The sequence below is a fragment of the Gilliamella sp. B3482 genome (genome assembly GCF_026536805.1).
Taxonomy (GTDB): Bacteria; Pseudomonadota; Gammaproteobacteria; order Enterobacterales; family Orbaceae; genus Gilliamella; species Gilliamella apicola_E.
The window spans coordinates 556947-580204 of sequence record NZ_JAFNNL010000001.1; the positions used below are offsets into that span (position 1 = coordinate 556947).

The following is a 23258-nucleotide window of genomic DNA, read 5'->3' on the forward strand; positions in this document are numbered from 1 at the left end:
ATTTTTAAGGAAAAATCAACCCGCCCTATATTTCATAATAGTGCCGGTGGTACCAATAATGCCTGAAATCATCATTACCATTTTCATTATTTTTCCTTAACTAAACCCTAAACAAAACAGCCCGACATTTTCATGTCAGGCTGTAAATAATTAAAATACCTTTTTGCTGTTTTCGTATTCATTCACTACCTTATTTAAGGCTTGATAGATACTTTCGGCATTTTGTTTTTGTAATGCCTCATCAAGTATGTTGAGATACGATAACATTAATTTTTGATTGTCTTCAGCAAATTGTGGTGAAACTTCCTGATCTTCATATAACATCACATAAGTGCGAGCAAATCCAAAAATTAAAAAGTAAACCGATGCGTTATTCGGATCTTCTTGGATTAATGACCTCATAGCCTTACGTAGTTTTACATACGAATCGGTACCAGGTAAGCTTGTCGCAAATGTTTTTGTTACTTCTGAAAATGTCATTGCTAAAACCTCAATCAAAATCACAAATAAGAAGAATAGCAATCCATTAACATAAGTGCAAGTCTATTTTGTTTTTCAATTCACTTTTTTATTATTTTTTTAAAACCTCGGTGTCATATAATGGTAATTTAATTTCACCTTAAACTTCTTTGCAAACTGATAACCCTGCTGAAGCTTGTGCGACCGGCATAATTTCAATTGAATTCACATTAAAATGATTTGGTGTATTAACTAACCATGAGACGGTATTGGCAATATCTTCTGGTGTAATAAAATCCACATCTTTATAAACCGCAGCAGCTTTTTCGTCATTACCATGGAATCGGACATTGGAAAACTCTGTTCCTCCACATAATCCGGGTTCGATATTTGTTACTCTGATTTTTTTACCCAATAAATCTGTTCTTAAATTAGCACTAAACTGCTTAACAAATGCTTTTGTTGCACCGTAAACATTTCCACCTTTATACGGATATGTACCGGCTACTGATCCAAGATTAATAATATAACCATAGTTACGCTCTACCATGCCAGGTAATATTTGATATGTTAAATGCACTAATCCAATAACATTGGTTTCAATCATTGTTTCCCAATCATTGTAATCAGCTTCATATGCTGGTGCTAAACCTAAAGCTAATCCTGCATTGTTAATTAATATATCGATAGGCTGAAATTCTTTAGGCAGCTGTAACAAAATTGTTTCAACAGAGTCTTTTTTTGTCACATCAAGAGTTAGCGGCAAAAAATTATTACCTAATTCTTGTGCAAGTTTTTGTAATTTATCAAGTCGTCTGGCTGCACCAATTACTTTATAACCATCAGTAATAAGTTTTCGGCAAATTGCTTTACCAAAGCCAGAAGAAGCACCAGTAACTAAAGCAATATTCATATACAATCTCCTTCATAATAATTACAAGTGTATACCGATATTGAATGAAAAGAAAAATAGGTGCCAAAATATATACAACTTGTTTGAAAACATAACTATCTAAATTTTAGATAAAAATATATAAAAAAACCCGCTACAAGGCGGGTTCATATCGTATGTTTCATTTAGATGGTTCTTCGGATGGCTCATCATCTTTCAAAGGAACAATCAATGTATCGATATGGGTATTATTAATTAGCTGGCGTGCTGAAGACATTAATTTACTCCAAAAATCTTGGTGATGACCACAAACAACTAGATCTGCCCCATATTCGTGGATAGCTTCAATTAATACTTGTCCAAATTCACCATTACCAGAAAGAGTATGTGCAATTGGATAACCTGCATCTTCAGCTAATTTATTTAATGCAATATGGGCATCTTCAGTGATACGATCTTTCATATCATTCATATTAATATCAACTAGGCCTGTATAAAGGTCAGAGTAATTGATGCCCACATGAATGAGTGATATTTGAGCATTATATGGTCTAGCCATTGAGACTGCTTTTTCAACAAGAACTTCACTTTCAGGTGATAAATCCACTGCGACTAAAATGTGTTTATAAGCCATAATATTCACTCCTTCCTATTTTGACGCTCTAATTAAACTAAGATTTTATTCTTCCTTTTTACTACTAAATTAATTTTTGAGCAAGCCAAAAAAGTGACCCAGATAACAAAATTGAAATAGGTAAAGTAAGAACCCAGGTTAATGCAATATTTTTAATCGTTTTACTTTGCACTCCTCCACCATCGACAATCATCGTACCGGCAACAGATGAAGAAAGGACTTGTGTTGTCGATACAGGCATTCCTGTATAGCTTGCTATACCAATTGATAACGCTGTAGTAATTTGAGCTGAAACCCCTTGTGCATAGGTCATTCCCTTTTTACCAATCTTTTCACCAATAGTAATAGCTACTCGCCGCCAACCAATCATTGTGCCAACTGCAAGTGCTGAAGCTACTCCGATAATTATCCAAATTGGTGCATATTCAATTGTTTTTAATAAATCATTATTTAATGATTTTAGGTACTGTTTATCTTCTGCTGATACATTTGGTTGTTTAGCAACATGAGATACCGTATCAGATAAACATAATAAAATACGTCTAGTTTGAGAACGTTGATCTACATTAAGCGAACCATAATCGTTAATTTTATTGAACAAATTGTTAGCAATACTTAACGTAGTGAAGGATCGAGAATAATCACAATGATATTTATTTAAATCATTTTCAGGAGTTGCAGTATCAACTGCTGATTGTTTACCAATTACTGTGTTGAGATCATCATTATGAGTGATAAAGTACTCTTCAATATTATGAATCGCATTTCTGGTATTGGTAATTTCATAAGTTGATGCCCCCATGTTAACAATAAAACCAGCGGGTGCAATGCCCATCAATACTAACATCAATAAACCAATACCTTTTTGCCCATCATTTGCGCCGTGCGAGAAACTTACACCAGCGGCTGAAATAATAAGCATAATACGAATCCAAAATGGCGGTTTCTTTTTACCATATAGCTTTTCACGCTGTTCTGGTGTCATAAAAATTCGCTCTCTTTTTTTACTACGTTTTTTACCTTGACCTTTACGGGTCCAATATTTTCGTAATAAAAAAATCATTAATCCAGCGATAACAAGACCAACAATTGGTGAAATGATTAATGATAGAAAGATTTGTATCATTTTAGGAATATTAAGTGCATCAATGATAGATGTATCCATAATAAATGCATTAGCCAATGCAACACCAATAATTGCACCAATTAAAGTATGAGAACTAGAAGCAGGAATACCTACATACCAAGTACCCAAATTCCAAATAATAGCAGCGAATAAAATTGAAAAGACCATTGCAAGTCCATGAGCAGAACTTACATTAAGTAATAAATCAGTAGGTAAAAGGTGGACGATTGCATAAGCAACACTAAGCCCGCCAAGCAATACCCCAAAAAAGTTAAACATACCAGCCATAAAAACAGCGAGCTGTTCTTTTAATGCTCTAGTATATATTACTGTTGCAACTGCATTTGCGGTATCATGAAATCCATTAATTGCCTCATAAAAAAGAACAAAAAATAGCGCTAAAACTAGTAATATAATCGTAGAAAATTCTAAATCAGCAAATAGATGAAACATAATATATCTTTCTGTTGTTAATAGCGCTTCTATTATCCTTGAGAATAACCCAATGAGCAAAACAATTTTTATATTTTTCGTTTCGCATAATGAGAAGCTAAAACAGCGCAGATCATTAATTGTACTTGATGGAAAATCATTAATGGCAAAATTATTATTCCAGTCATAGACATAGGAAAGATTACACTAGCCATTGGGATACCACTCGCTAAACTTTTTTTAGAGCCACAAAATACAATAGTAATTTCATCCTCTTTGTTAAAACCTAAGAATCTCGAGCTATAAGTCGTAATCAATAACACTATAGTTAATAAGATGATTGAATACACAATGATTTCTAAAAGAGATAAAAAGCTGACTTTAGACCAAATACCATTAACCACTGCATCACTAAAAGCCACATAAACAACTAATAATATCGATATACGATCGGTCTTAGAAATTACACCTTTATATTTATCAACCCATTTACCTATAAAACGCCTTGATAAATGACCGACAATAAATGGCACCATCAGTTTAAGCATAATAGATTCAATGGCATCTAATATATTCATTGAAGCAGCAGCTTGAGTATGGATTAATAACCCAACTAATACCGGTGTGATAAAGACACCTAATAGGGTCGATGCTGAAGCACTACAGATTGCAGCAGCAACATTGCCTTTTGCGATTGATGTAAAAGCAATGGCAGACTGAACGGTAGCTGGTAGGACACAAAGATATACAAAGCCTAAATAAAGATCTTCTGATAAAAAAGTTGGAACCAGTACCTGCATCATCACCCCTAAAATAGGGAATACTACAAAGGTGGTAGTAAATATCAACAGATGCAATCGCCAATTTTTTATACCCACAACTATCGCATCAAACGACAGTTTTGCACCATGCATAAAAAACAAAAGACCAATAGCAAAAGTTGTAAGATTTTCAAATAGCACTTTTGCTTGTCCTTTACATGGAAAAATACTTGCTGTAGTCACAACGCAAATCAAAGTCAGCAAGAATGGATCAATTTTAAATCGTTGAAGTATATTCATGATATTAGTTTGAAAAGTTAAAAAAATCGCCACATAAGTGGCGATTTAGCTAAAGTTATAATTTATTCCAAGAAACTTCTAAGAACATCAGATCGGCTAGGATGACGTAATTTACGTAATGCTTTAGCCTCAATTTGACGGATACGTTCACGCGTTACATCAAATTGTTTACCTACTTCTTCAAGAGTATGGTCTGTATTCATATCAATACCAAATCGCATACGTAAGACTTTTGCTTCACGTGGTGTTAGACCAGATAAAATATCACGTGTTGCACTACGTAAACTTTCCGATGTAGCTGCATCTAGTGGTTGCTCAAGTGCAGTATCCTCAATAAAATCACCTAAGTGTGAATCTTCATCATCACCGACTGGTGTTTCCATTGAAATTGGTTCTTTTGCAATTTTTAACACTTTACGAATTTTCTCTTCAGGCATTTGCATGCGGTCAGATAACTCTTCTGGTGTTGGTTCACGCCCAATTTCCTGAAGCATTTGACGAGAAATACGATTTAGTTTATTAATTGTCTCAATCATATGCACAGGGATACGAATTGTTCTTGCTTGGTCAGCAATTGAACGAGTGATCGCTTGTCTAATCCACCACGTTGCATAGGTTGAGAATTTATACCCTCGGCGATATTCAAACTTATCAACCGCTTTCATCAATCCAATATTACCTTCTTGAATAAGGTCTAGGAACTGTAAACCACGATTAGTATACTTTTTAGCGATAGAGATAACTAAACGTAAGTTTGCTTCAACCATCTCTTTCTTGGCTCGACGAGCTTTAGCTTCACCAATAGACATTCTTCTATTAATATCTTTGATTTGTTCGATAGAAAGACTAGTTTCTGTTTCAATTTGCTGTAAAGCTTTAATTTGCTCTTCAATTGATGATTCAAATTCTTTTAATTTAGCAGCAAACGCACCTTTGCCAGTACTCGCTTTTTTATACCAGTCCATGCTATTTTCATTGCCAGTAAAATGAGTCATAAACTGTTTTTTCGGCATTTTACATTGTTCAACACAAATTCGCATAATAATACGCTCATGGGATCTTACTCGATCCATCATGCTTCTCATATTATTAACAAGAATATCAAACTGCTTGCCAACTAATCGGAACTGTTTGAAAACTTCAGATAGATTTTCAATTTCTTGTTGTGCTTTTTTATGAGCACGTCCATATTTTTTAATTGCAGCAGACGTTTTATCATGTTGCTCTTGTAATTCAGCAAATTTTGCTTTTGCTACTTCTGGATCGATAGAGACATCATCATCAGCTGAAGAATCGCTTTCTTCTTCACTTTCATCATCACTTTCGTCAATATCAATCTCTTCTTCACCGTCTTCCAATTCTTCAGGAAGTTCTTCTTCTGACTCTTCAGCATTCGGATCGACAAAACCAGTAATAAGGTCGGACAAGCGAACTTCGCCGCTTTCAATTAAATTATATTGTTCTAAGAGATAAGTAATGGCTTCTGGATATTCAGATACTGAGGTTTGAACTTGGTTAATCCCATCTTCAATACGTTTTGCGATATCAATTTCGCCTTCACGGGTTAATAGTTCAACCGCACCCATTTCACGCATATACATACGTACTGGGTCAGTAGTTCGACCTATTTCTGATTCTACATTAGATAAAACTAATGCTGTTGCTGCTTCAACTGCCTCTTCATCTGGAACATTATCTGAAAGTAATAATTCATCTGAGTCTGGAGCTTCTTCAAGTACTTGAATCCCCATATCATTGATCATTTGGATAATATCTTCAATCTGATCTGAATCAATGATTTCTTCAGGCAAGTGATCATTGACGTCAGCATAGGTCAGGTATCCCAGCTCCTTACCCCGTATAATTAGGAGTTTTAACTGTGATTGAGAATTTTGCTCCATAAAGTATCACCATTTAGTTATTCGGTCATGTGTATTATATGTGTAGAATAAAAAGTATTTTTCTACACATACCCTATATATTTAGTCTTTTTTTGATAAAACAAGTATTAGTGTCGCTAATTCTTTTTTCTCTGCGGTACTTAATCCGGAGACTCTCTCTTTTGCGATCAGTTCATCTTGCCTTTGGGCGAGTATATTATCATATAACTCTTTTAAAGTATTAGAAAAAATTGATTCTATTTCATCATCTTGGTAATGGTACTCCCAGGTTGCTAAACGACTTAGCTGTTTATAATATGGTCGGTTAATACATTCAGTTAATATTTGTGCTGTAGTTATATTTGGATATTGTTGGCATAATTCAAGTAGTTCAATAAATATATCAATTCCCGCTAAGTTAACTTGCCTCATAACGTTAATATCAGATACCATCTTAGCTAGATTTGGATATTGAAGTAACAAACCAATTAAAATCCGCATAGTGGTCAATTTCATTTTTGGCACAGGTGCTGAATCAATAGTTCTATTTTCGCTTATATTATTATTCGCGATTAATTGTTCAATTTGGGATAGATCCAATAGCCCCAAATAACGCCCTAATTTTTGAAGTAAATTAAGTCTAAATACTTTTGCTTTTACCTGTTCAAGTAAAGGAATAGCAAGTGAACTCAATTTAGCTTTACCTTCAGCTGATTTTAAATCGACCTGTTTTAATAACTCATCGAACAAAAATTCAGATAAGTTAGGCGCCTTTTTTATGTAATCTTCAAAGCCATCTTTTCCGACTTTACGCACGTAACTATCTGGATCTTCATCTTGTGGTAAAAAAGCAAAAGTTATCTCTTTACCATCAATCAAACAAGGTAGTAATACATTAAGCGCTCGCCATGCAGCATTTCGCCCGGCTTTATCACCATCGTAACAAAATATTACGGAATCTGTTGCTCTAAATAGAAGCTTAATATGCTCTTCTGATGTTGCTGTTCCTAAAGCAGCTACAGCGTAATCAATACCGTACTGTGCAAGAGAAACAACATCCATATAACCTTCAACAATGATTAATTGCTTTAAATTACGATTAGTTTCTTGAGCTTCATAAAGTCCATATAATTGAAAACCTTTATGAAAAATAGGAGTTTCAGGTGAATTTAGATATTTCGCCGACTCATTGAAGATCGTCCTTCCACCAAAAGCGATAACATTACCTTGTCTATCGCGAATCGGGAACATGATACGCCCACGAAAGCGATCATATCGATTACCTATATCGTTATTGACAGACATCCCTGCCTTGTCATATAGCACCACTTCATTTTCAGTCTTAACTATATTTTGAAAAGTTAGTTGTTTTGAATTAGGTGCATAACCGATTTTATACCTAGCTATAATCTCTGCGTTTAATCCACGTTGTTCAAGATACTTTTGAGCATCTACCGAAGTCGATAATGCTAATTGCTGCTGGTAGAAATCAGTTATTTTAGACATCAATGAATAAAGATCTCGACGAACATTACGAGATTCAATTTGCTTTGATGCATCAGCTTGATTATTTTCGTTATCCGTGTATGGAACACGGATTCCTTGCATACTAGCTATCTCTTCAATTGCCTCAGGAAAAGACAATCGCTCATATTGCATCAAAAAATTTACTGCAGATCCAGTAGCACCACATCCAAAACAATAGTAAATCTGCTTTTTTTCGCTTAATGAGAAAGAAGCGGTTTTCTCATCATGAAAAGGACAACAACCAAAATAGTTATTTCCTTTTTTTTTCATTTTAACGCGCTTACCTATCACATCAAGAATATTTGTGCGGGCAAGCAAATCTAAAATAAAATCGCGAGGAATAAGACCTTTCATGATAAAATTCAACCATTTATGGCATTACACAAAAACAACAAGCCGTAGTAAAAGTACGGCTTGTTAAAATTTTTATATTAAAAAAATAAATAAATTAAATTTTCAGTATAAATATTAATATAGACGAGTGCGACGAGCGTTTTCTCTTTCTAATTTCTTAGCGTGGCGTTTAACAGCAGCTGCTTTTGCGCGTTTACGAATAGTTGTTGGTTTTTCGTAAAATTCACGGTTACGAACTTCAGCTAAAACTCCTGCTTTTTCGCAAGAACGTTTAAAACGACGTAATGCTACATCGAAAGGTTCATTTTCACGTACTTTAATTACTGGCATGTGCCTCTCACCTCAAATTTGGTTAATATCACAAGGGACTAAAAATTAGTGCGCAATTTTACCTCTAAATCATATAAGTTGTAAAGTAAAATATCGTATAATTACGACATAACAAATTATTTGCTAATCTTACTTTTGAGTCAGATAATAAGACCGCTTAATCAAAAATATAGGTATTTATATGTCATCAGTCTTTACCGGTCAATATCCCCAAAGACGATTACGTCGTAATCGTGCTCATGATTTTAGTCGTCGCCTAGTTGCAGAAAATCGTTTAACAGTTGATGATTTGATTTATCCAGTATTTATCGTTGAAGGGAAAAATATTATTCAATCTGTATCATCAATGCCCAATGTTAAAAGAATGAGCGTTGATGTATTAGTGAAAGAGGCAGAGCAAGTTGCCAAATTAGGCATTCCTATATTGTCTTTGTTCCCTGCTATTGAGCCTTCTCAAAAATCACTGTTAGCTGAAGAAGCTTATAACGAAAATGGATTAGTTCCTAAAGCAATTAGGGCACTAAAAAAAGAGTTACCAGAACTCGGAATTTTAAGTGATGTTGCACTCGATCCTTATACCACTCATGGCCAAGACGGTATTATTGATGATAGTGGTTATGTTTTAAATGATACATCTGTTAGTACTTTGGTTAAACAAGCATTAGTTCAAGCTCAAGCAGGTTCTGATATTATTGCACCTAGTGACATGATGGATGGTCGAATTGGCGCAATTCGTAATGGGCTAGAATCACATGATTTTATTAATACGCAAATAATGGCTTATTCAGCAAAATATGCCTCTAGCTTTTATGGACCATTTCGTGATGCTGTAGGTTCAGCAAAAAACATTAAAGGTGGTAATAAAAAAACCTATCAACTTGATCCGGCCAACGCTAATGAAGCATTACAAGAAATTTACCAAGATTTAAGTGAAGGTGCTGACATGGTAATGGTTAAGCCTGGGTTGCCTTACCTAGATATTGTTCGTAAAGTAAAAGACACTTTTGCGGTACCAACCTTTGCCTATCAAGTATCTGGAGAATATGCAATGTTGATGGCCGCAATTGGAAACGGTTGGTTAGATGAAAAATCTGTCATCATGGAATCATTACTCTGTTTTAAACGCGCGGGTGCAGATGGGGTTTTAACTTATTTTGCCAAACAAATAGCTCAATGGCTCAATAACCCAGAGCATTGATGGTTTTATCTGATTCATATCAATCGGCAACTTATCGCAGATTGATATGATCAATATTTAAATTTTCTTACCTCATCATTTTTTTAATCTGTTAATTTAAAAATAAAAATTCTGACGAAAACTATATCTTTGGCCTCCAATTTGCTAATATTTGTAAAGATTATCTATAAGAAACGAATACAAATGAAATTCAAATTTAAGCTCTAAACAGACTAAGATTGCAATAAAATACTGAAGTTGATTAAGCTTTTTTATTAGATATAAATAAAACTCTAACTCGAACCTTAAGAGACTAATATTATGAAAAATTATATCTATCTATTCTTTTTGACTATTTTTTTATTAATTGGATGTGATGATCAAAAAAAAGCAGAAACAAATGCCGCCTCTAGTACAAGCAAAAATCAAGAGGACCAAACTGAGAATAATGCTGTAAACAAAAATATAAATAATGAATTTAAATCCCAATCATCAATATTGGTAAGTAATAGTTATCTTTTTCATACCGAACCAGAACTCTTACCTCATAAAAAACTGATCAAACACCAAAAAATCCAAGGACCGACAGAAAAAACGATCAATTATAATGCTCAAGGTTATGTACAGAATTATGATCTTGAAGGTTTATATGGCGAAATAAACTATGATACAGCCAAATATATTTATGGCATGAAAGATGTTAGGAATAATTACGATGTTTCTTTTGACGATTCAAAAAATATTATTGGTATGAAAGATGATAATGGTGACATTGTTGCCATTAATGAATTTGATGAACAAGGTCATTTAGTTGAAACAACCTTATCCAACTTTGCCGATAATAATATTGTTTTTAATAGTAAAATTATTTATAACGGCGATCTGGTTGAACAAGTTTTATATAATGCTTATATAAAATCAGATGAACAAACTAAACTACCCGTTTTAGTGAGAGAGAAAGATATAGTTTATAACACTAATCATCAGCTCGAAAAAACAATTACTAGAACATATAAATTATCAGCAAAAGGTAATGTAATCATCAATGATAAAAATGAACAAGAGTTAGAATCAACTGAGACTTGTACCTATTTCGCTTATAACGAAAACAACGACTGGACTAAAGCTGTTTGTGAAACAGTAGGAGAAGGTTCAAGTAAAATTGATTTAACCAGAACCATTGAATATTTATAAATTGTTAGTTAAGTGAATATGATGAATTTTACTCACCAAACTCATCATATTCACGACAAAGTATAATTGTATCTTCAATCAAACGTCTTGCTATCGTGCCATATTCGGGTATTTTAGGTAATTGAGAATAATGATACCAATTTGCCTCGACTAACTCATTTTTATCGATAGTAATTTCACCACTCTCATAATCAGCTAAATAGGCCATCATCATGGAGTTAGGAAACGGCCAAGGTTGTGAACCAATATAACGAATATTTTTAATTTTTATTTTTGACTCTTCGTACACTTCTCGGGCAACCGTCATTTCCATTGTTTCACCAATCTCTGTAAAACCAGCTAAAACGGTATATAAATTTTCTTGATTATGCCTAACATGCTTTGCCAATAAAATTTTATTTTTATCTCGAATAGCAACGATAATTGAAGGGGAAATTTGTGGGTAATAACGTTGGTGACAATTACTGCATAAACAACACCACTCTGTTTTACTAATATGCATCTCATGACCACAATAACCACAATATTTATGAGAACGATAAAACTCAGACAATTGTACCGCCCTGCCAGCCATATTAAATAATGATTGATCAGTATTATTAAGTAAGGGGCGAATCGTTGACATAGAGTTTTTCATTTCTTGGCAAATCAACCAAGCGGTTTGCCCATTCCACTCACCAATTGGTTGAGCTAGTTTGTTGGTAAAACCTAATTCACTAGCAATACCATGAGGAACTTCGCCATTTGGCAACCATAATCGCCCATTTTGACTAACAAACCAATAACCTTTTTCGTTACCAATTAAATTAAATTGTTGTTGTATATTCATCACATCAATACCAAAAAATAACTATTAAAAAGGAGGATCTTAATCCTCCTTTTTGGCAATACTATTTCTTTTTCTTTTCGTGTAGGCCTTTTTTCTCAAGCTCCCAGTAAATTATACGTTGCTGAGCAATCGTAAATAAATTACTTACAATATAGTATAAAACTAAACCTGATGGGAACCATAAGAAGAATACCGTAAAGATTAATGGCATATAAGTCATTAATTTTTGTTGTAAAGGATCGGTAACCGGTGTTGGTGACATCTTCTGAATTAAGAACATAGTTGCACCCATTAACAATGGGAAAACATAATATGGATCTTGTGCAGATAAGTCATGGATCCAAAGAGCGAATGGAGCATGACGTAGCTCAACCGTATTACCTAACATGTAAAATAATGACAGGAAGATAGGCATTTGAATCAATAATGGTAAACAACCACCAAGAGGATTAACTTTCTCTTGTTTATAAAGTGCCATTGTTTCCATACTCATTTTTTGTCTATCATCACCATAACGCTCTTTTAATGCTTGTAAACGAGGTTGCAATAACTTCATTTTAGCCATTGAACGATATTGTGCTCGTGTTAATGGGAATAAAATACCACGCACAATAAAAGTGATCACAATGATCGAAAAGCCCCAGTTTCCAATAAAACTATGGATAAATTTCAATAAGTAAAAGAGTGGTTGAGATAAGAACCATAACCAACCATAGTCAACGATTAAATCAAGATGATTAGCTGTTTCTTTTAATTCACTTTGAATTTCAGGACCTAACCATAATTTGGCATTAATTAATTTCGTTTCACCTGGTTGAATAACTGTTGTTTCACCTTTAAAACCGATTGTTGCTTGTGAATTGTTAGCTGTTGCACGTGAATAGAATAAATTATTTTGTTCCTGCGTAGGAATCCAAGCTGAAGCAAAATAGTGTTGCAACATAGCAATCCAGCCAGTTTCAGTTTTGACTTCTAACGCATCATCTTTGATATCACTGAAACTATATTTACTATAATTAGTGTTGGCACTGGAATAAGCTGTACCGCGAAATGCGCTTAGTCCTAATCCGCCACCGCCTTCAGTAACGGCATCTTTAGGGAGTTCAATAGTCTGCTTCAACTGACCATACATTGATACTTCTAACGGATTTTGAGTTTGATTGTTCACGTCATACTGTACATCAACAGCATAATTACCACGATGTAAGATGTAATATTTAGTATAAGTTACACCATTAACTTGATAGGTAAATGGAACCTTCAACTCATCTTGACCATCAGCTAAAACATATTCAGATTGATCAGTTTGATATAATGGTCTTTTTGAGCCTTGAGTTGCATTGTCTGGACCATCTTTACCTGTTAACCCACTTTCAGCAATGTAAATAAAATCAGGTTTAGAAGTAAGTAGTTGGAAAGGTGTACCCGAATGAAGAGACTGCTCATATTTCAACAATTGAGCAGATTGCACATCGCCACCATAGGTATTAACCGTTAATGACAATACATCAGATTTTATTGTGATAGTTTTACCTTGCACTGAATCCGCTGTTGAACTATCTTCACCTATTTGTTGTGTCAATTGGTTAGCAACTGGGGGTTTTGGTGCATGATCATCTACCCACGCTTTCCAAATCAGGAAAGAAACGAAAAGTAAAGCAATGACTAATATATTACGTTGAGATCCCATTAGTGTTTTTCTCTATTGGTTTTAGTTTTCTTAGGAGGAACAAAATCTTCACCTCCTTCATGTAAAGGGTGACATTTTAATACACGTTTGACCGTTAGCCAACCACCTTTTATCAATCCGAATCGCCTTAATGCGATTATGGCATACTGTGAACAGCTGGGAGTAAAACGACATTTAGGACCAAATAACGGACTAATGATACGTTGATATAAACTAATAATAAAAACAAAAACATTAATAATCAAAGCGTTAACTGCATAAACATGCTGTTTGATAATTAATATTAATTTACTTAGTTTTTTTTGATGATTTGCTGACATAGTTTATCTAATGTCTCAACTAATTGTTGATTATTCAATTGTATAACAGGCTGTTTAGCCATCAAAATAAAATCGATATTAGGAAACTGATGTTGGTGGTGACGAAAATATTCTTTGACTAACCGTTTAATACGATTACGCTCATGGGCTCTTTTAACCTGTTTTTTAGCTATAGCAAAGCCTAATCTGGGATGACTTAGATTATTTTTACGTGTAACTAGAGTCAGGAAAGGCGAACCTGCACGAATAGATTCTTGAAATACATGATTAAAATCAAAGGGAGTTAACAAGCGTAACTCCCGAGGAAAAGTGAGTTTAGTCACTCAACTTTAAATTAGCTAGCAACAGTTAAACGAACACGGCCTTTAGCGCGACGGCGAGCAAGAACTTGACGACCGTTTTTAGTAGCCATACGAGCACGGAAACCGTGAGTTCTATTGCGTTTTAATACTGATGGTTGAAATGTGCGTTTCATGACGATTTATATCCAAATCTAATTTATCAACAAGTTGTAGAGTATAAACTCCACAGCATTAATTAAAGAGGTCCGAATTATAGAGTCTATTTTATTTTTCGTCAACGGGATTTTGAAACATAAATTGTAAGGACCTTTTCAAATTTCATTAATCACTAATAGCTAAAACTCGCTTACTTGCTTCACCACCAACTTCACGCGCTAATTTTGGAACTAAATAACCTGATAGTTTTTTTGTCAATTGCCGCATGATTTTTTTGGCCTCATCATCATCGACTAAAAAATGAGCCGCACCTTGTACTTTATCTAATAAATGGATGTAATAAGGTAAAATACCAATTGAAAATAACTTATTACTTAACTTCGCTAGCACATCAGCATCATCATTAATATTTTTTAATAAAACACTCTGATTTAGTACTGTTACCTCACTTTTCTTTAAATCTTTGATGGCATGAGCTACATTATTATCAATTTCATTCGGATGATTAATATGGGTAACTAACACAACTTGTAAACGTGTTTTTGCAAATAATCGACACAACTCAGAAGTAATACGATTAGGTATCACCACCGCTAAACGACTATGAATACGTAAACGCTTAATATGACGAAATTTCTCTAATTCAGCTATTAAAAAAGCTATTTCATGATCTTTTGCCATTAAAGGATCGCCCCCCGAAAGAATAATTTCATCAAGTTCGGTATGCTGTGCAATATACTCTAATGCGATACTAATATTCTTTTTGTTACTTTGATTATCATGATAAGGAAAATGTCGCCTAAAACAATAACGGCAATTAATCGCACAAGCAGTTTTAGTCATTAATAATGCGCGATTATGATATTTATGTAGTAATCCTGGAATATTGTTATGTTGCTCATCAAGAGGATCTTTAGTAAAACCCTGTACGTTTATTAATTCCTGTTCATCACAAAGTACTTGAAGCAGTAAAGGATCTTGAGGATCACCTTTTTTCATTCGATTTATAAAAGCCATAGGCACACGAAGTGGAAATTGTTTTCTTGCCTGTAACATGGGTAAAGAAATTTCCTCAGAATCTAAATCCAGACAATGATAAAGCTTTTTGATATCTGTCACTACATTAGCGAGATCAAAAATCCACTCATCTTTATTTGGTTGTTCAACATTTTGCTGTATAATATGGCTCATTTTTGTAATTCAGAATGATAGTTGGAGCTTTTATGGCATCTTATAGTACTAATGAGTTTAAAGCTGGTCTTAAAATAATGCAAGATGGCGAGCCGTGTGTAATTGTTGAAAATGAATTTTACAAGCCAGGTAAAGGACAAGCAATTAACCGTGTAAAAATTAAAAAATTACTTTCTGGTAAAACTGTTGATAAAACATTTAAATCAGGAGAATCTGTTGAAGCGGCTGATGTCGTTGATATGAACTTAACTTATCTTTATACCGATGGTGAGTTTTGGCATTTTATGAATAATGATACATTTGAACAACTTTCTGCTGATGCAAAAGCTGTAGGTGACAATGCTAAATGGTTAGTCGATCAAGCCGAATGTATTTTAACCTTATGGAATGGTCAACCAATTGCTGTTACTCCACCAAACTTTGTTGAATTAGAAGTTATTGAAACTGATCCAGGATTAAAAGGTGATACAGCGGGAACTGGTGGTAAACCAGCTACATTATCAACTGGTGCAGTTGTACGTGTTCCTTTATTTGTGCAAATTGGTGAAGTACTTAAAGTTGATACACGTTCAGGTGAATACGTTTCTCGCGTTAAATAGTAATTCATCAAAATAATTATTTAAATAATGAGGTCGATATGACCTCTTTTTTTAAGTAAAAAAATTTAAGTTAAATTTTTGAGTTGAGGAACGGGGTTTTTGAGTTAAAAATCTGCAAAAATTTTTCATTTATTTGGTAATTAAAAATCAAAATTTGAATTTATTTAGCCCCGATATAATTAAGCTGTCGCCATGACTCATAAACAACTACTGCAACTGAATTAGACAGATTCATACTTCGGCTATTAGCAACCATTGGAATCCGAATTTTTCTATCTTGCGGCAATGCATCAAGAATTTTTGCTGGTAAACCTCTCGTTTCTGGGCCAAACATCAAAAAGTCAGCTGATTTATAATTTACTTCACTGTGTGGTTTTTGACCTTTTGTCGTTAAGGCATAAACTTGAGAAGCTAAATCAAGTTGGTTCTCATCTAAAAAGCACTCAATATTTTTATAACGTTTTACATCAACAAATTCTTGATAATCTAATCCTGCTCGTCTCAATTTTTTATCATCCCAATAAAATCCCATTGGCTCAATAATATGTAAATCAAAACCAGTGTTAGCACACAAACGAATGATATTACCAGTATTAGCAGGAATTTCAGGTTCAAATAAAACAATATTTAAAGATGCATCTGACACAATTATTTCTCTTAGCTGTTAATATTTTTGAAGAGGTAATACTATCACAATTCTAAGTCCACCTAAGTGGCTTTTCTCTGCTTTAACAGTGCCATTATCTCGAGTAATAGCGTTAGAAACAATGGCTAAACCTAAACCTGTGCCACCTGACTCACGATCACGAGCTTCATTAGTACGATAAAACGGTCTGAATATTTGCTCTAACTCACTATCAGCAACACCTGGCCCATCATCATCAATAGTGATAATTGCAGTTTGTTGTTGAATAACAAAATTAATATCAATTCGCTGATTTGAATAACGAAATGCATTCCTTACTACATTTTCAAGCGCGCTACATAACGCCGTTGGATAACACAAAATTGTATTATTAGTTGGGGGAGTAAGAATTGAAAATTGTTTTGAAATTTGATTAGCTTCAAAAGTCGCATTATCTAAAACATTTTTAAATAATTCATCTAACTGTTTATATTCACGAACTTCGTTATTATCATGCTGATTCCTTGCTAATGACAATAAATCACCAATCATTGAATCAAGCTTTATCGCTTCATCACTTATTCGTAAAACTTCGTTACTTTCACCTTGTTTACGACGTAGCAGTGAAGTTGCTAATTGCAATCGAGTTAATGGTGTCCGCAATTCGTGAGAAATATCAGAAAACAATTGTTGCTGTAACTCTTGCATCCTTTTCAACTCTCTAAGCATGCGGTTAAAACTTGCCCCCACTGCTTTATATTCATACGATCCAACTTTTTCGAGTTCAGGCCACTGTTGTAGATTACCTTTGGCTACTTGCTCAGCAGCCAACCGCAATCCACGTGCTGGCCTAGCAATACTCCAAGATAGCCACAACAAGAATGGTGTACTTGCCAACATGGTTAATGTCAAAAGCAAGAAAGGATGATCAAATATTAAATTAACAAATTGAGACTGAATATCCGATGCAGGTTGTAATAAAAATAATTGATAGTCTTCATTAGCATAATGAAGCAAGAAAGGACCAATAATTTCTTGGTTATCATAGATTTTCTTAGCTGGATCATCAACATCGTGGGATTTTTCACTAAAACTTTTTACTAAATCAATATTATTAGTATCTGCTGTGATAATTTGTTGATTGGGTGTAACAATAAATAATAGTTGCCCAGCCTTTTGATGATTATCCATTACAACAATGAATCTCATCCACCAACGGAAACTATCTTTAGGAATCTTGGTTAAATCTTTTTCAATTTCTTTAGCCAGTAGATTGCCACTTTCTTTATCTTTATTGGCTAAATAGGTTAAATTTCGGGAGTCTAGCTTTGGCAAGGCCATTACCAGAATAAGAAAAAAAGCAATAGTAAGTAAGAATATTGTGAAAATTCTAATTGTTAGGCGATCAAAGATCCACATATATTCTTACCATATAAAGAAATAGCTAGTTTTGTAATACATCATCATTTTGATCTACAACAAACAGATATCCTTTTGAACGTAATGTTTTAATCCATGGTAAACCATCGCTACGAGGAGGAAGTTTTTTACGCAAATTAGAAACATGAACATCAATTGAACGAGCTAAAGGTAAAAATTCTTTACCTAATACGTTTTCGCTTAAATCATCTCTTGAAATGATTTTTCCAGCATTTTCAAGAAGTTGCAATAATATTTGAAATTCAGTACCCGTTAATTCAATATATTTATCATCAAATGAGACAGATTGCTGTTTTCGATTAACGGTAAGTTTATCAATGGTATATTGAACTGACTTCTCACCAGAAGTTACAGCCATATTATCCCAACGTTTCCTACGTAATAATGCGTTGATTCGAGCAATAAGCTCCCGATCATTAAACGGCTTTAAGATATAATCATCAGCACCAAGCTCAAGCCCAATAATTTTATCAAATTCGTTATCTTTAGCTGTTAAGAAAATTACTGGAACAGTATATTTATTTCTTAGTTGAGATAATACACTTAACCCATTCATTTCTGGCATCATAATATCAAGTAAAATAAGATCAATGCTATCATCAAATTTATCTAAAGCCTGAACACCATTATTAGCTATTACGACTTCAAACCCTTCTAATTCTAATAATTCACATAACATTGAGGCAATTTCTGGATCATCATCAACTACGAGCAATTTGTTCATTACTACCCTCATTAATTAACAAATTTATAATTTTTCTATTGGTTTTTTATTATTGTAAATTTATTTTATATTTTTAGAAATATTATATAGGTAAAATGCAATAATGTCGTAAATAATTGTTAAGATTTATAGTTTAAACACTTTTATATTACTAAATCCTTGTTCAATAAGATAAAGTGCTTGTAATTTACTCATAATACCTTTCGCACAATATAATAAATATTGTTTTGATTGATCTAGATCGCCAAATTGTGTCGCCAATTTATAAAAAGGGATGAGCTTAACATCGACATTTTCAATTTCTAATGGGTTATCTTCTTGTTCCTCAGGTGAACGGATATCAATTATAATTTGATTCTCTTCTAATGTTGTAACCATATCGACTTGTGTAATTGTGTTGTCAGTTTGTTTAGCAATTTCACGAATATCAATATTTTCGGCTTCTTCAACTGCTTTATTTAATATAGAGAAATCAAAATTTTGTTCTTCCTCTTCTATTTTTTCTTTCACCGCTTTTACAGTAGGATTTTTTGATATCACGCCACAAAATTCTGGCATTGTCTTAGCGATGTCTTCAGTACCGATTTGACGAGCAAGATTAATTATAGTTTCTTTATCATACGTTATTAGTGGACGTAAAACTAAAGTATCACTCACATTATCGATTAAACGTAAATTAGTTAAAGTTTGGCTTGATACTTGCCCCAATGCCTCGCCAGTAATCAACGCTTCAACATTATAACGTTGAGCAACCATAGAAGCAGCACGAATCATCATCCGTTTTAAAATAACCCCCATTTGCCCATCGTCAATTTTCTCAAGAATTTCACCTACTACATTCGAAAAATCAATGGAGATAAAACGAACTTTATGAGAAGAACCAAATCTCTTCCACAAATAATGAGCCATTTGTTTAACGCCAATTTCATGAGTTTTTCCACCTAAATTAAAGAAGCAATAGTGAACTCGGCAGCCTCGTCGAATAAACATATAGCTCGACACACCAGAATCAAATCCGCCAGAAATAAGAGAAATAACATCTTCTTGAGTTCCTGTCGGAAAACCACCAATTCCTGCATGGCGTTCTTTAACTAATAATAGCTTGTCTTTATCTATTTCAAGATTAACTGTTACATCCGGACGAGTTAATTTTACTTTAGCTGTCGAAACATGTTGATTCAGCCCTCCACCAACATAACGCTCTACATCAATTGAAGTAAACTCATGCTTACCACGACGTTTTACTCTAACACAAAATGTTTTATTCTCAATTAAAGGGGCAAAATGAGTAAACGCTTTTTCATATATATCATGCAGATCGACAAAACTAAGCTCTTCAACTACTAATATATGGTGAATACCAGGAATTCGAGTTAATAGTTCTAAGATTTGACTTTCACTATTTATAACTTTAGGGCGAACTTCAATAAAATCCCAATGACGAATAACTGCAACATCATCAATTGAATGTTTTAAAATATTACGAATGTTACTCGTTAATATTTTAATAAAACGTAAACGAACAGATTCACTTTTGATCGTGATTTCAGGAAAAAGTTTAACTATAAATTTCATACAACAGAATTTGCGAGACTAAAAATGGCGACATTATACTTATTTTTCCCTAAAAACGTACAATTGATTATGATAAATACAGAAAATAACAAAATATACTTGCTTGTTGCTCACTCTTTCGCTAATATTTCGCATCAATAAATTCTGTTCTATAACATAAAATTGACAGGTTGAAATGTACGAACTATTAATTATAGGTTATTTAATTATCGCACTTGCGATAATCGTTTTAGTGTTAATACAGCGCGGAAAAGGTGCTGACATGGGCTCATCTTTTGGTGCGGGTGCATCTGCGACTCTATTTGGCTCATCAGGTAGTGGAAACTTCCTTACACGTACAACGACAATATTAGGTGTATTATTTTTTGCATTAAGTATTATTTTGTCCAATATTGGTAGTTTAAAAGCAACTAATATCAGCGATGATTTCAAAAATATTGGCGATAATACACAGCAAAGTACAGATGACTTGAACAGTAATAGACAAGTAATTCCAACTACTGATCCAGTTATACAGCCACAGAGTATTAATCCGACTTCAGATATTCCAGAATAAAAACGGCGCCGTGGTGGTGAAATTGGTAGACACGCTATCTTGAGGGGGTAGTGCTCTAAGGGCATGCGGGTTCAAGTCCCGCCCACGGCACCAATTTAATAAACAGGAACATTCTTTAAAATCCTTTAAACCACACCAAAACCAGTATAAACAAGGCTTATAGCCTATTTTACTATTCTATAAGCATCAGTAAGATACATTTACATTCATATTTTTGGGGACTATATTAAGGACTACGTGAACATAGTCCTATAATTTCTTAGTCCCAAAAGGTGAAAGTATGCCTAAAAGAATAGCTCCAATGACTGATACACAAATTTTGTAGTTATCTTGATGCGCTTGATTATCCTAATGGGATGTTTATGGGAGGTTTGGGGATGATCACCCCTTTAACCCAAGAAGATATTTGTATCATGCTTATATTGAATATATACGCAATACAGGCTTAAACAACCTTTTATCGCTCACACAATTTGGTACATCACTTAATTATGCAATGAAAGAAAACGGTAAAAATTATATCCGTAAAAGATCAAATAAAGGAATGAGTACAAACGTAGAGATTAATACCTATACTAGTCAGGATTGGCTACCAAGAGCAGAAGAACCTAGTTAGTTGTTATTACTTGTTATCATATAAATCGCTTAATTTTGGCGTTTTTTTGTTATAATTAACGAAATAAATAATAATGGCTTTTCTCTATAATGAAAAAAATAACTAGTTGTATTTTTATAATTTGTTTAATTATTCCTAATATTCTATTTGCAGACGATAGAAATAAAAGCGTTGAACTTAGAATAAAAGTATTCAATGAACATAAAAATATTACGACTTGTATTTGGGGATATGCATCTGAACAGATTAAAAAAACTCAACATTCATCAGAACAAATCGCTTTTGAAGCTATTGTTTCTTGTGATGATGTTATAGAAAAAATGAGGCTATATAATCGAGAATACATTAAATTAGCTTATAAGGATGATCTGAGAAGTAAAGGATTGTTGTTATACAGTGCGGAGAAGCAACTTTGGGAGCAAAAACAAGCATGGATAAATAACATCCAAAATTATATTGATCTTAAAAGAAAAAATGGTGATTAATTACTAATATTGGGCTAAGTCATAAGTTCTATTTCCAACTAAAATAAAAAAGTGAATACCTAAAGTGAACACTAGTGAATAACAAATCCTGAAGTGTTAACCGCCTAAAGCCTGTTTCACTATTTTGCAAGTATCAGTAAGTTACATTTATAACCACGTTTTTAATTATATGCTTATTTATGTGAATCTTGTATAACTAAAAATTTTATAACGATAGAAAGAACTGTCAAATAAAGATAGGAATAAATCAAATCACTAGAAATACCCTTTGACTGAAATTGAAAGTCTACATATTGATAAGGTTTGATTGAAAATGAAAATTTCATTAATGCAAAGTCTAACATATAATTGATATTGAAGAATAATTCTCATATTATTATTCAAAAACAAAGGAATGTTATGAAAAATTTTATTCTTAGCATGGTTAGTCTAATCCTATTCGGTTGTGGTGAGAGTGATAATAAAGTTCTCAAAGAATATCTTGTGGGCGATTGGCAATGCACTATGATATATAGTATAGGGCTAAATGTATCCCCAGAAGAAGAGCTTAAACATACCACTGAGCCTGAAGATTTTACAATTAAATTTAGAATATTAGATGATAAGCTTTATGAAATTAAAAATGATGGAACAAAACAAGCTATCGATGTCAACGGCTTTAACAGTACAGTAAATGAAATATGTTATGAATCAAATTGCACTCTGAAACAATATTTAGAAATCAAGGATGACGACTCATTTGACATCATAATAACGAAACGCATAAAAAAACTCAATAATCACACAGATACTATTGATTTTAGATCTAAAATCGAATCAGTTTGTAATAGAATAAAATAAGTATCAGAAATAACACTTTAATTTGCTTATAGATACTTTAATATTTATTAGTAACAAATTTTGAGCAACTATTATTAATAGATAGGATACATACATTAGTGAAAAATTTGGCCATTGGCTAATTATGCTGCATATGTTATTGTTCTGAAGTATTCATGAGGTTTAAAAGAGCCGCCACCCATTCACCAATTCAATATTCAGCAGCATTCTTTAAAATCCTGTAAAGCACATCAAAAAGAGTATA

General features: G+C 33.4%; 24 protein-coding genes, 1 tRNA gene and 1 pseudogene. 8 read left to right on the plus strand and 18 right to left on the minus strand.

Translation table 11 applies throughout. The annotated features are described in order from the left end of the window. Positions 1-150: 150 nt before the first annotated feature. The 8 genes from J3U18_RS02535 to rpsU all read right to left on the minus strand — a co-directional run bounded on the left by J3U18_RS02535 (position 151) and on the right by rpsU (position 8695). A complete protein-coding gene (locus J3U18_RS02535) occupies positions 151-480 on the minus strand; it encodes a hypothetical protein (protein WP_065562343.1) in 330 nt (109 codons plus the stop codon). A gap of 139 nt (positions 481-619) precedes the next feature. Next, positions 620-1372, minus strand: a complete 753-nt coding sequence (locus tag J3U18_RS02540; protein ID WP_065734801.1) for an SDR family oxidoreductase — start codon at positions 1370-1372, stop codon at positions 620-622. Between the two features lie 160 nt (positions 1373-1532). After that, complete coding sequence (gene uspA, locus J3U18_RS02545; RefSeq protein WP_267352830.1) at positions 1533-1985, minus strand: universal stress protein UspA; 453 nt, start codon at positions 1983-1985, stop codon at positions 1533-1535. A 64-nt stretch (positions 1986-2049) separates the two neighbouring features. Then, entirely contained in the window at positions 2050-3564 is a 1515-nt protein-coding gene (pitA, locus tag J3U18_RS02550; RefSeq protein ID WP_267352831.1) for an inorganic phosphate transporter PitA, read from the minus strand. Positions 3565-3632: 68 nt separating this feature from the next. Further along, entirely contained in the window at positions 3633-4604 is a 972-nt protein-coding gene (locus J3U18_RS02555) for a bile acid:sodium symporter family protein (RefSeq protein ID WP_267352832.1), read from the minus strand. A 62-nt stretch (positions 4605-4666) separates the two neighbouring features. Further along, entirely contained in the window at positions 4667-6505 is a 1839-nt protein-coding gene (gene rpoD, locus J3U18_RS02560) for an RNA polymerase sigma factor RpoD (RefSeq protein WP_267352833.1), read from the minus strand. An 81-nt stretch (positions 6506-6586) separates the two neighbouring features. Then, positions 6587-8365: a DNA primase gene (dnaG, locus tag J3U18_RS02565; protein ID WP_267352834.1), complete on the minus strand. Its 1779-nt coding sequence runs from the start codon at positions 8363-8365 to the stop codon at positions 6587-6589. 114 nt (positions 8366-8479) lie between these two features. Then, positions 8480-8695: a 30S ribosomal protein S21 gene (rpsU, locus tag J3U18_RS02570; RefSeq protein WP_034882800.1), complete on the minus strand. Its 216-nt coding sequence runs from the start codon at positions 8693-8695 to the stop codon at positions 8480-8482. A gap of 181 nt (positions 8696-8876) precedes the next feature. Between rpsU and hemB the strand changes: the two genes are divergently transcribed. Beyond that, positions 8877-9893 (plus strand): porphobilinogen synthase, encoded by a 1017-nt coding sequence (gene hemB, locus J3U18_RS02575; protein ID WP_065734799.1) that lies wholly within the window; start codon positions 8877-8879, stop codon positions 9891-9893. Positions 9894-10193: 300 nt separating this feature from the next. After that, complete coding sequence (locus J3U18_RS02580; RefSeq protein WP_267352835.1) at positions 10194-11066, plus strand: hypothetical protein; 873 nt, start codon at positions 10194-10196, stop codon at positions 11064-11066. Between the two features lie 28 nt (positions 11067-11094). Here the strand turns inward: J3U18_RS02580 and nudC are convergent, their stop codons facing one another. The 6 genes from nudC to epmB all read right to left on the minus strand — a co-directional run bounded on the left by nudC (position 11095) and on the right by epmB (position 15554). After that, a complete protein-coding gene (gene nudC / locus J3U18_RS02585) occupies positions 11095-11895 on the minus strand; it encodes an NAD(+) diphosphatase (RefSeq protein WP_267331150.1) in 801 nt (266 codons plus the stop codon). Between the two features lie 61 nt (positions 11896-11956). Then, positions 11957-13585 (minus strand): membrane protein insertase YidC, encoded by a 1629-nt coding sequence (gene yidC / locus J3U18_RS02590; protein WP_065734798.1) that lies wholly within the window; start codon positions 13583-13585, stop codon positions 11957-11959. Next, positions 13585-13905, minus strand: a complete 321-nt coding sequence (yidD, locus tag J3U18_RS02595) for a membrane protein insertion efficiency factor YidD (RefSeq protein ID WP_416380371.1) — start codon at positions 13903-13905, stop codon at positions 13585-13587. Before yidD ends, yidC begins: the two co-directional genes overlap by 1 nt. After that, a complete protein-coding gene (rnpA, locus tag J3U18_RS02600) occupies positions 13878-14228 on the minus strand; it encodes a ribonuclease P protein component (protein ID WP_267338196.1) in 351 nt (116 codons plus the stop codon). Before rnpA ends, yidD begins: the two co-directional genes overlap by 28 nt. An 11-nt stretch (positions 14229-14239) precedes the next feature. Then, a complete protein-coding gene (gene rpmH, locus J3U18_RS02605; protein WP_025314679.1) occupies positions 14240-14380 on the minus strand; it encodes a 50S ribosomal protein L34 in 141 nt (46 codons plus the stop codon). A gap of 148 nt (positions 14381-14528) precedes the next feature. Beyond that, positions 14529-15554, minus strand: a complete 1026-nt coding sequence (epmB, locus tag J3U18_RS02610; RefSeq protein ID WP_065562354.1) for an EF-P beta-lysylation protein EpmB — start codon at positions 15552-15554, stop codon at positions 14529-14531. A 32-nt stretch (positions 15555-15586) separates the two neighbouring features. Between epmB and efp the strand changes: the two genes are divergently transcribed. Continuing rightward, the gene (gene efp, locus J3U18_RS02615) at positions 15587-16153 is read left to right on the plus strand and encodes an elongation factor P (protein ID WP_034882790.1); all 567 of its coding nucleotides are present in this window, start codon (positions 15587-15589) and stop codon (positions 16151-16153) included. Between the two features lie 160 nt (positions 16154-16313). On the opposite strand, the gene trmL is transcribed toward efp, so the two are convergent. The 4 genes from trmL to thiI all read right to left on the minus strand — a co-directional run bounded on the left by trmL (position 16314) and on the right by thiI (position 20517). Beyond that, positions 16314-16799, minus strand: a complete 486-nt coding sequence (trmL, locus tag J3U18_RS02620) for a tRNA (uridine(34)/cytosine(34)/5-carboxymethylaminomethyluridine(34)-2'-O)-methyltransferase TrmL (RefSeq protein WP_267352836.1) — start codon at positions 16797-16799, stop codon at positions 16314-16316. Between the two features lie 18 nt (positions 16800-16817). Continuing rightward, a complete protein-coding gene (cpxA, locus tag J3U18_RS02625; RefSeq protein WP_267352905.1) occupies positions 16818-18191 on the minus strand; it encodes an envelope stress sensor histidine kinase CpxA in 1374 nt (457 codons plus the stop codon). Positions 18192-18222: 31 nt separating this feature from the next. Further along, positions 18223-18942, minus strand: a complete 720-nt coding sequence (locus J3U18_RS02630; RefSeq protein ID WP_065562357.1) for a response regulator — start codon at positions 18940-18942, stop codon at positions 18223-18225. Between the two features lie 126 nt (positions 18943-19068). Further along, a complete protein-coding gene (thiI, locus tag J3U18_RS02635) occupies positions 19069-20517 on the minus strand; it encodes a tRNA uracil 4-sulfurtransferase ThiI (RefSeq protein WP_267352837.1) in 1449 nt (482 codons plus the stop codon). A gap of 175 nt (positions 20518-20692) precedes the next feature. On the opposite strand from thiI, the gene secG reads away from it, so the two are divergent. The 5 genes and pseudogenes from secG to J3U18_RS02655 all read left to right on the plus strand — a co-directional run bounded on the left by secG (position 20693) and on the right by J3U18_RS02655 (position 23014). Next, positions 20693-21073 (plus strand): preprotein translocase subunit SecG, encoded by a 381-nt coding sequence (gene secG, locus J3U18_RS02640; protein ID WP_324169783.1) that lies wholly within the window; start codon positions 20693-20695, stop codon positions 21071-21073. Between the two features lie 7 nt (positions 21074-21080). Further along, positions 21081-21166, plus strand: a tRNA-Leu gene (locus tag J3U18_RS02645). Positions 21167-21464: 298 nt separating this feature from the next. After that, positions 21465-21689, plus strand: a pseudogene (locus J3U18_RS11875) (primase-like DNA-binding domain-containing protein); the annotation flags it as partial. Positions 21690-21778: 89 nt separating this feature from the next. Continuing rightward, positions 21779-22174 (plus strand): hypothetical protein, encoded by a 396-nt coding sequence (locus tag J3U18_RS02650; RefSeq protein WP_267352838.1) that lies wholly within the window; start codon positions 21779-21781, stop codon positions 22172-22174. A gap of 399 nt (positions 22175-22573) precedes the next feature. Beyond that, positions 22574-23014, plus strand: a complete 441-nt coding sequence (locus J3U18_RS02655) for a hypothetical protein (RefSeq protein ID WP_267352839.1) — start codon at positions 22574-22576, stop codon at positions 23012-23014. The last annotated feature ends 244 nt before the right edge of the window (positions 23015-23258 follow it).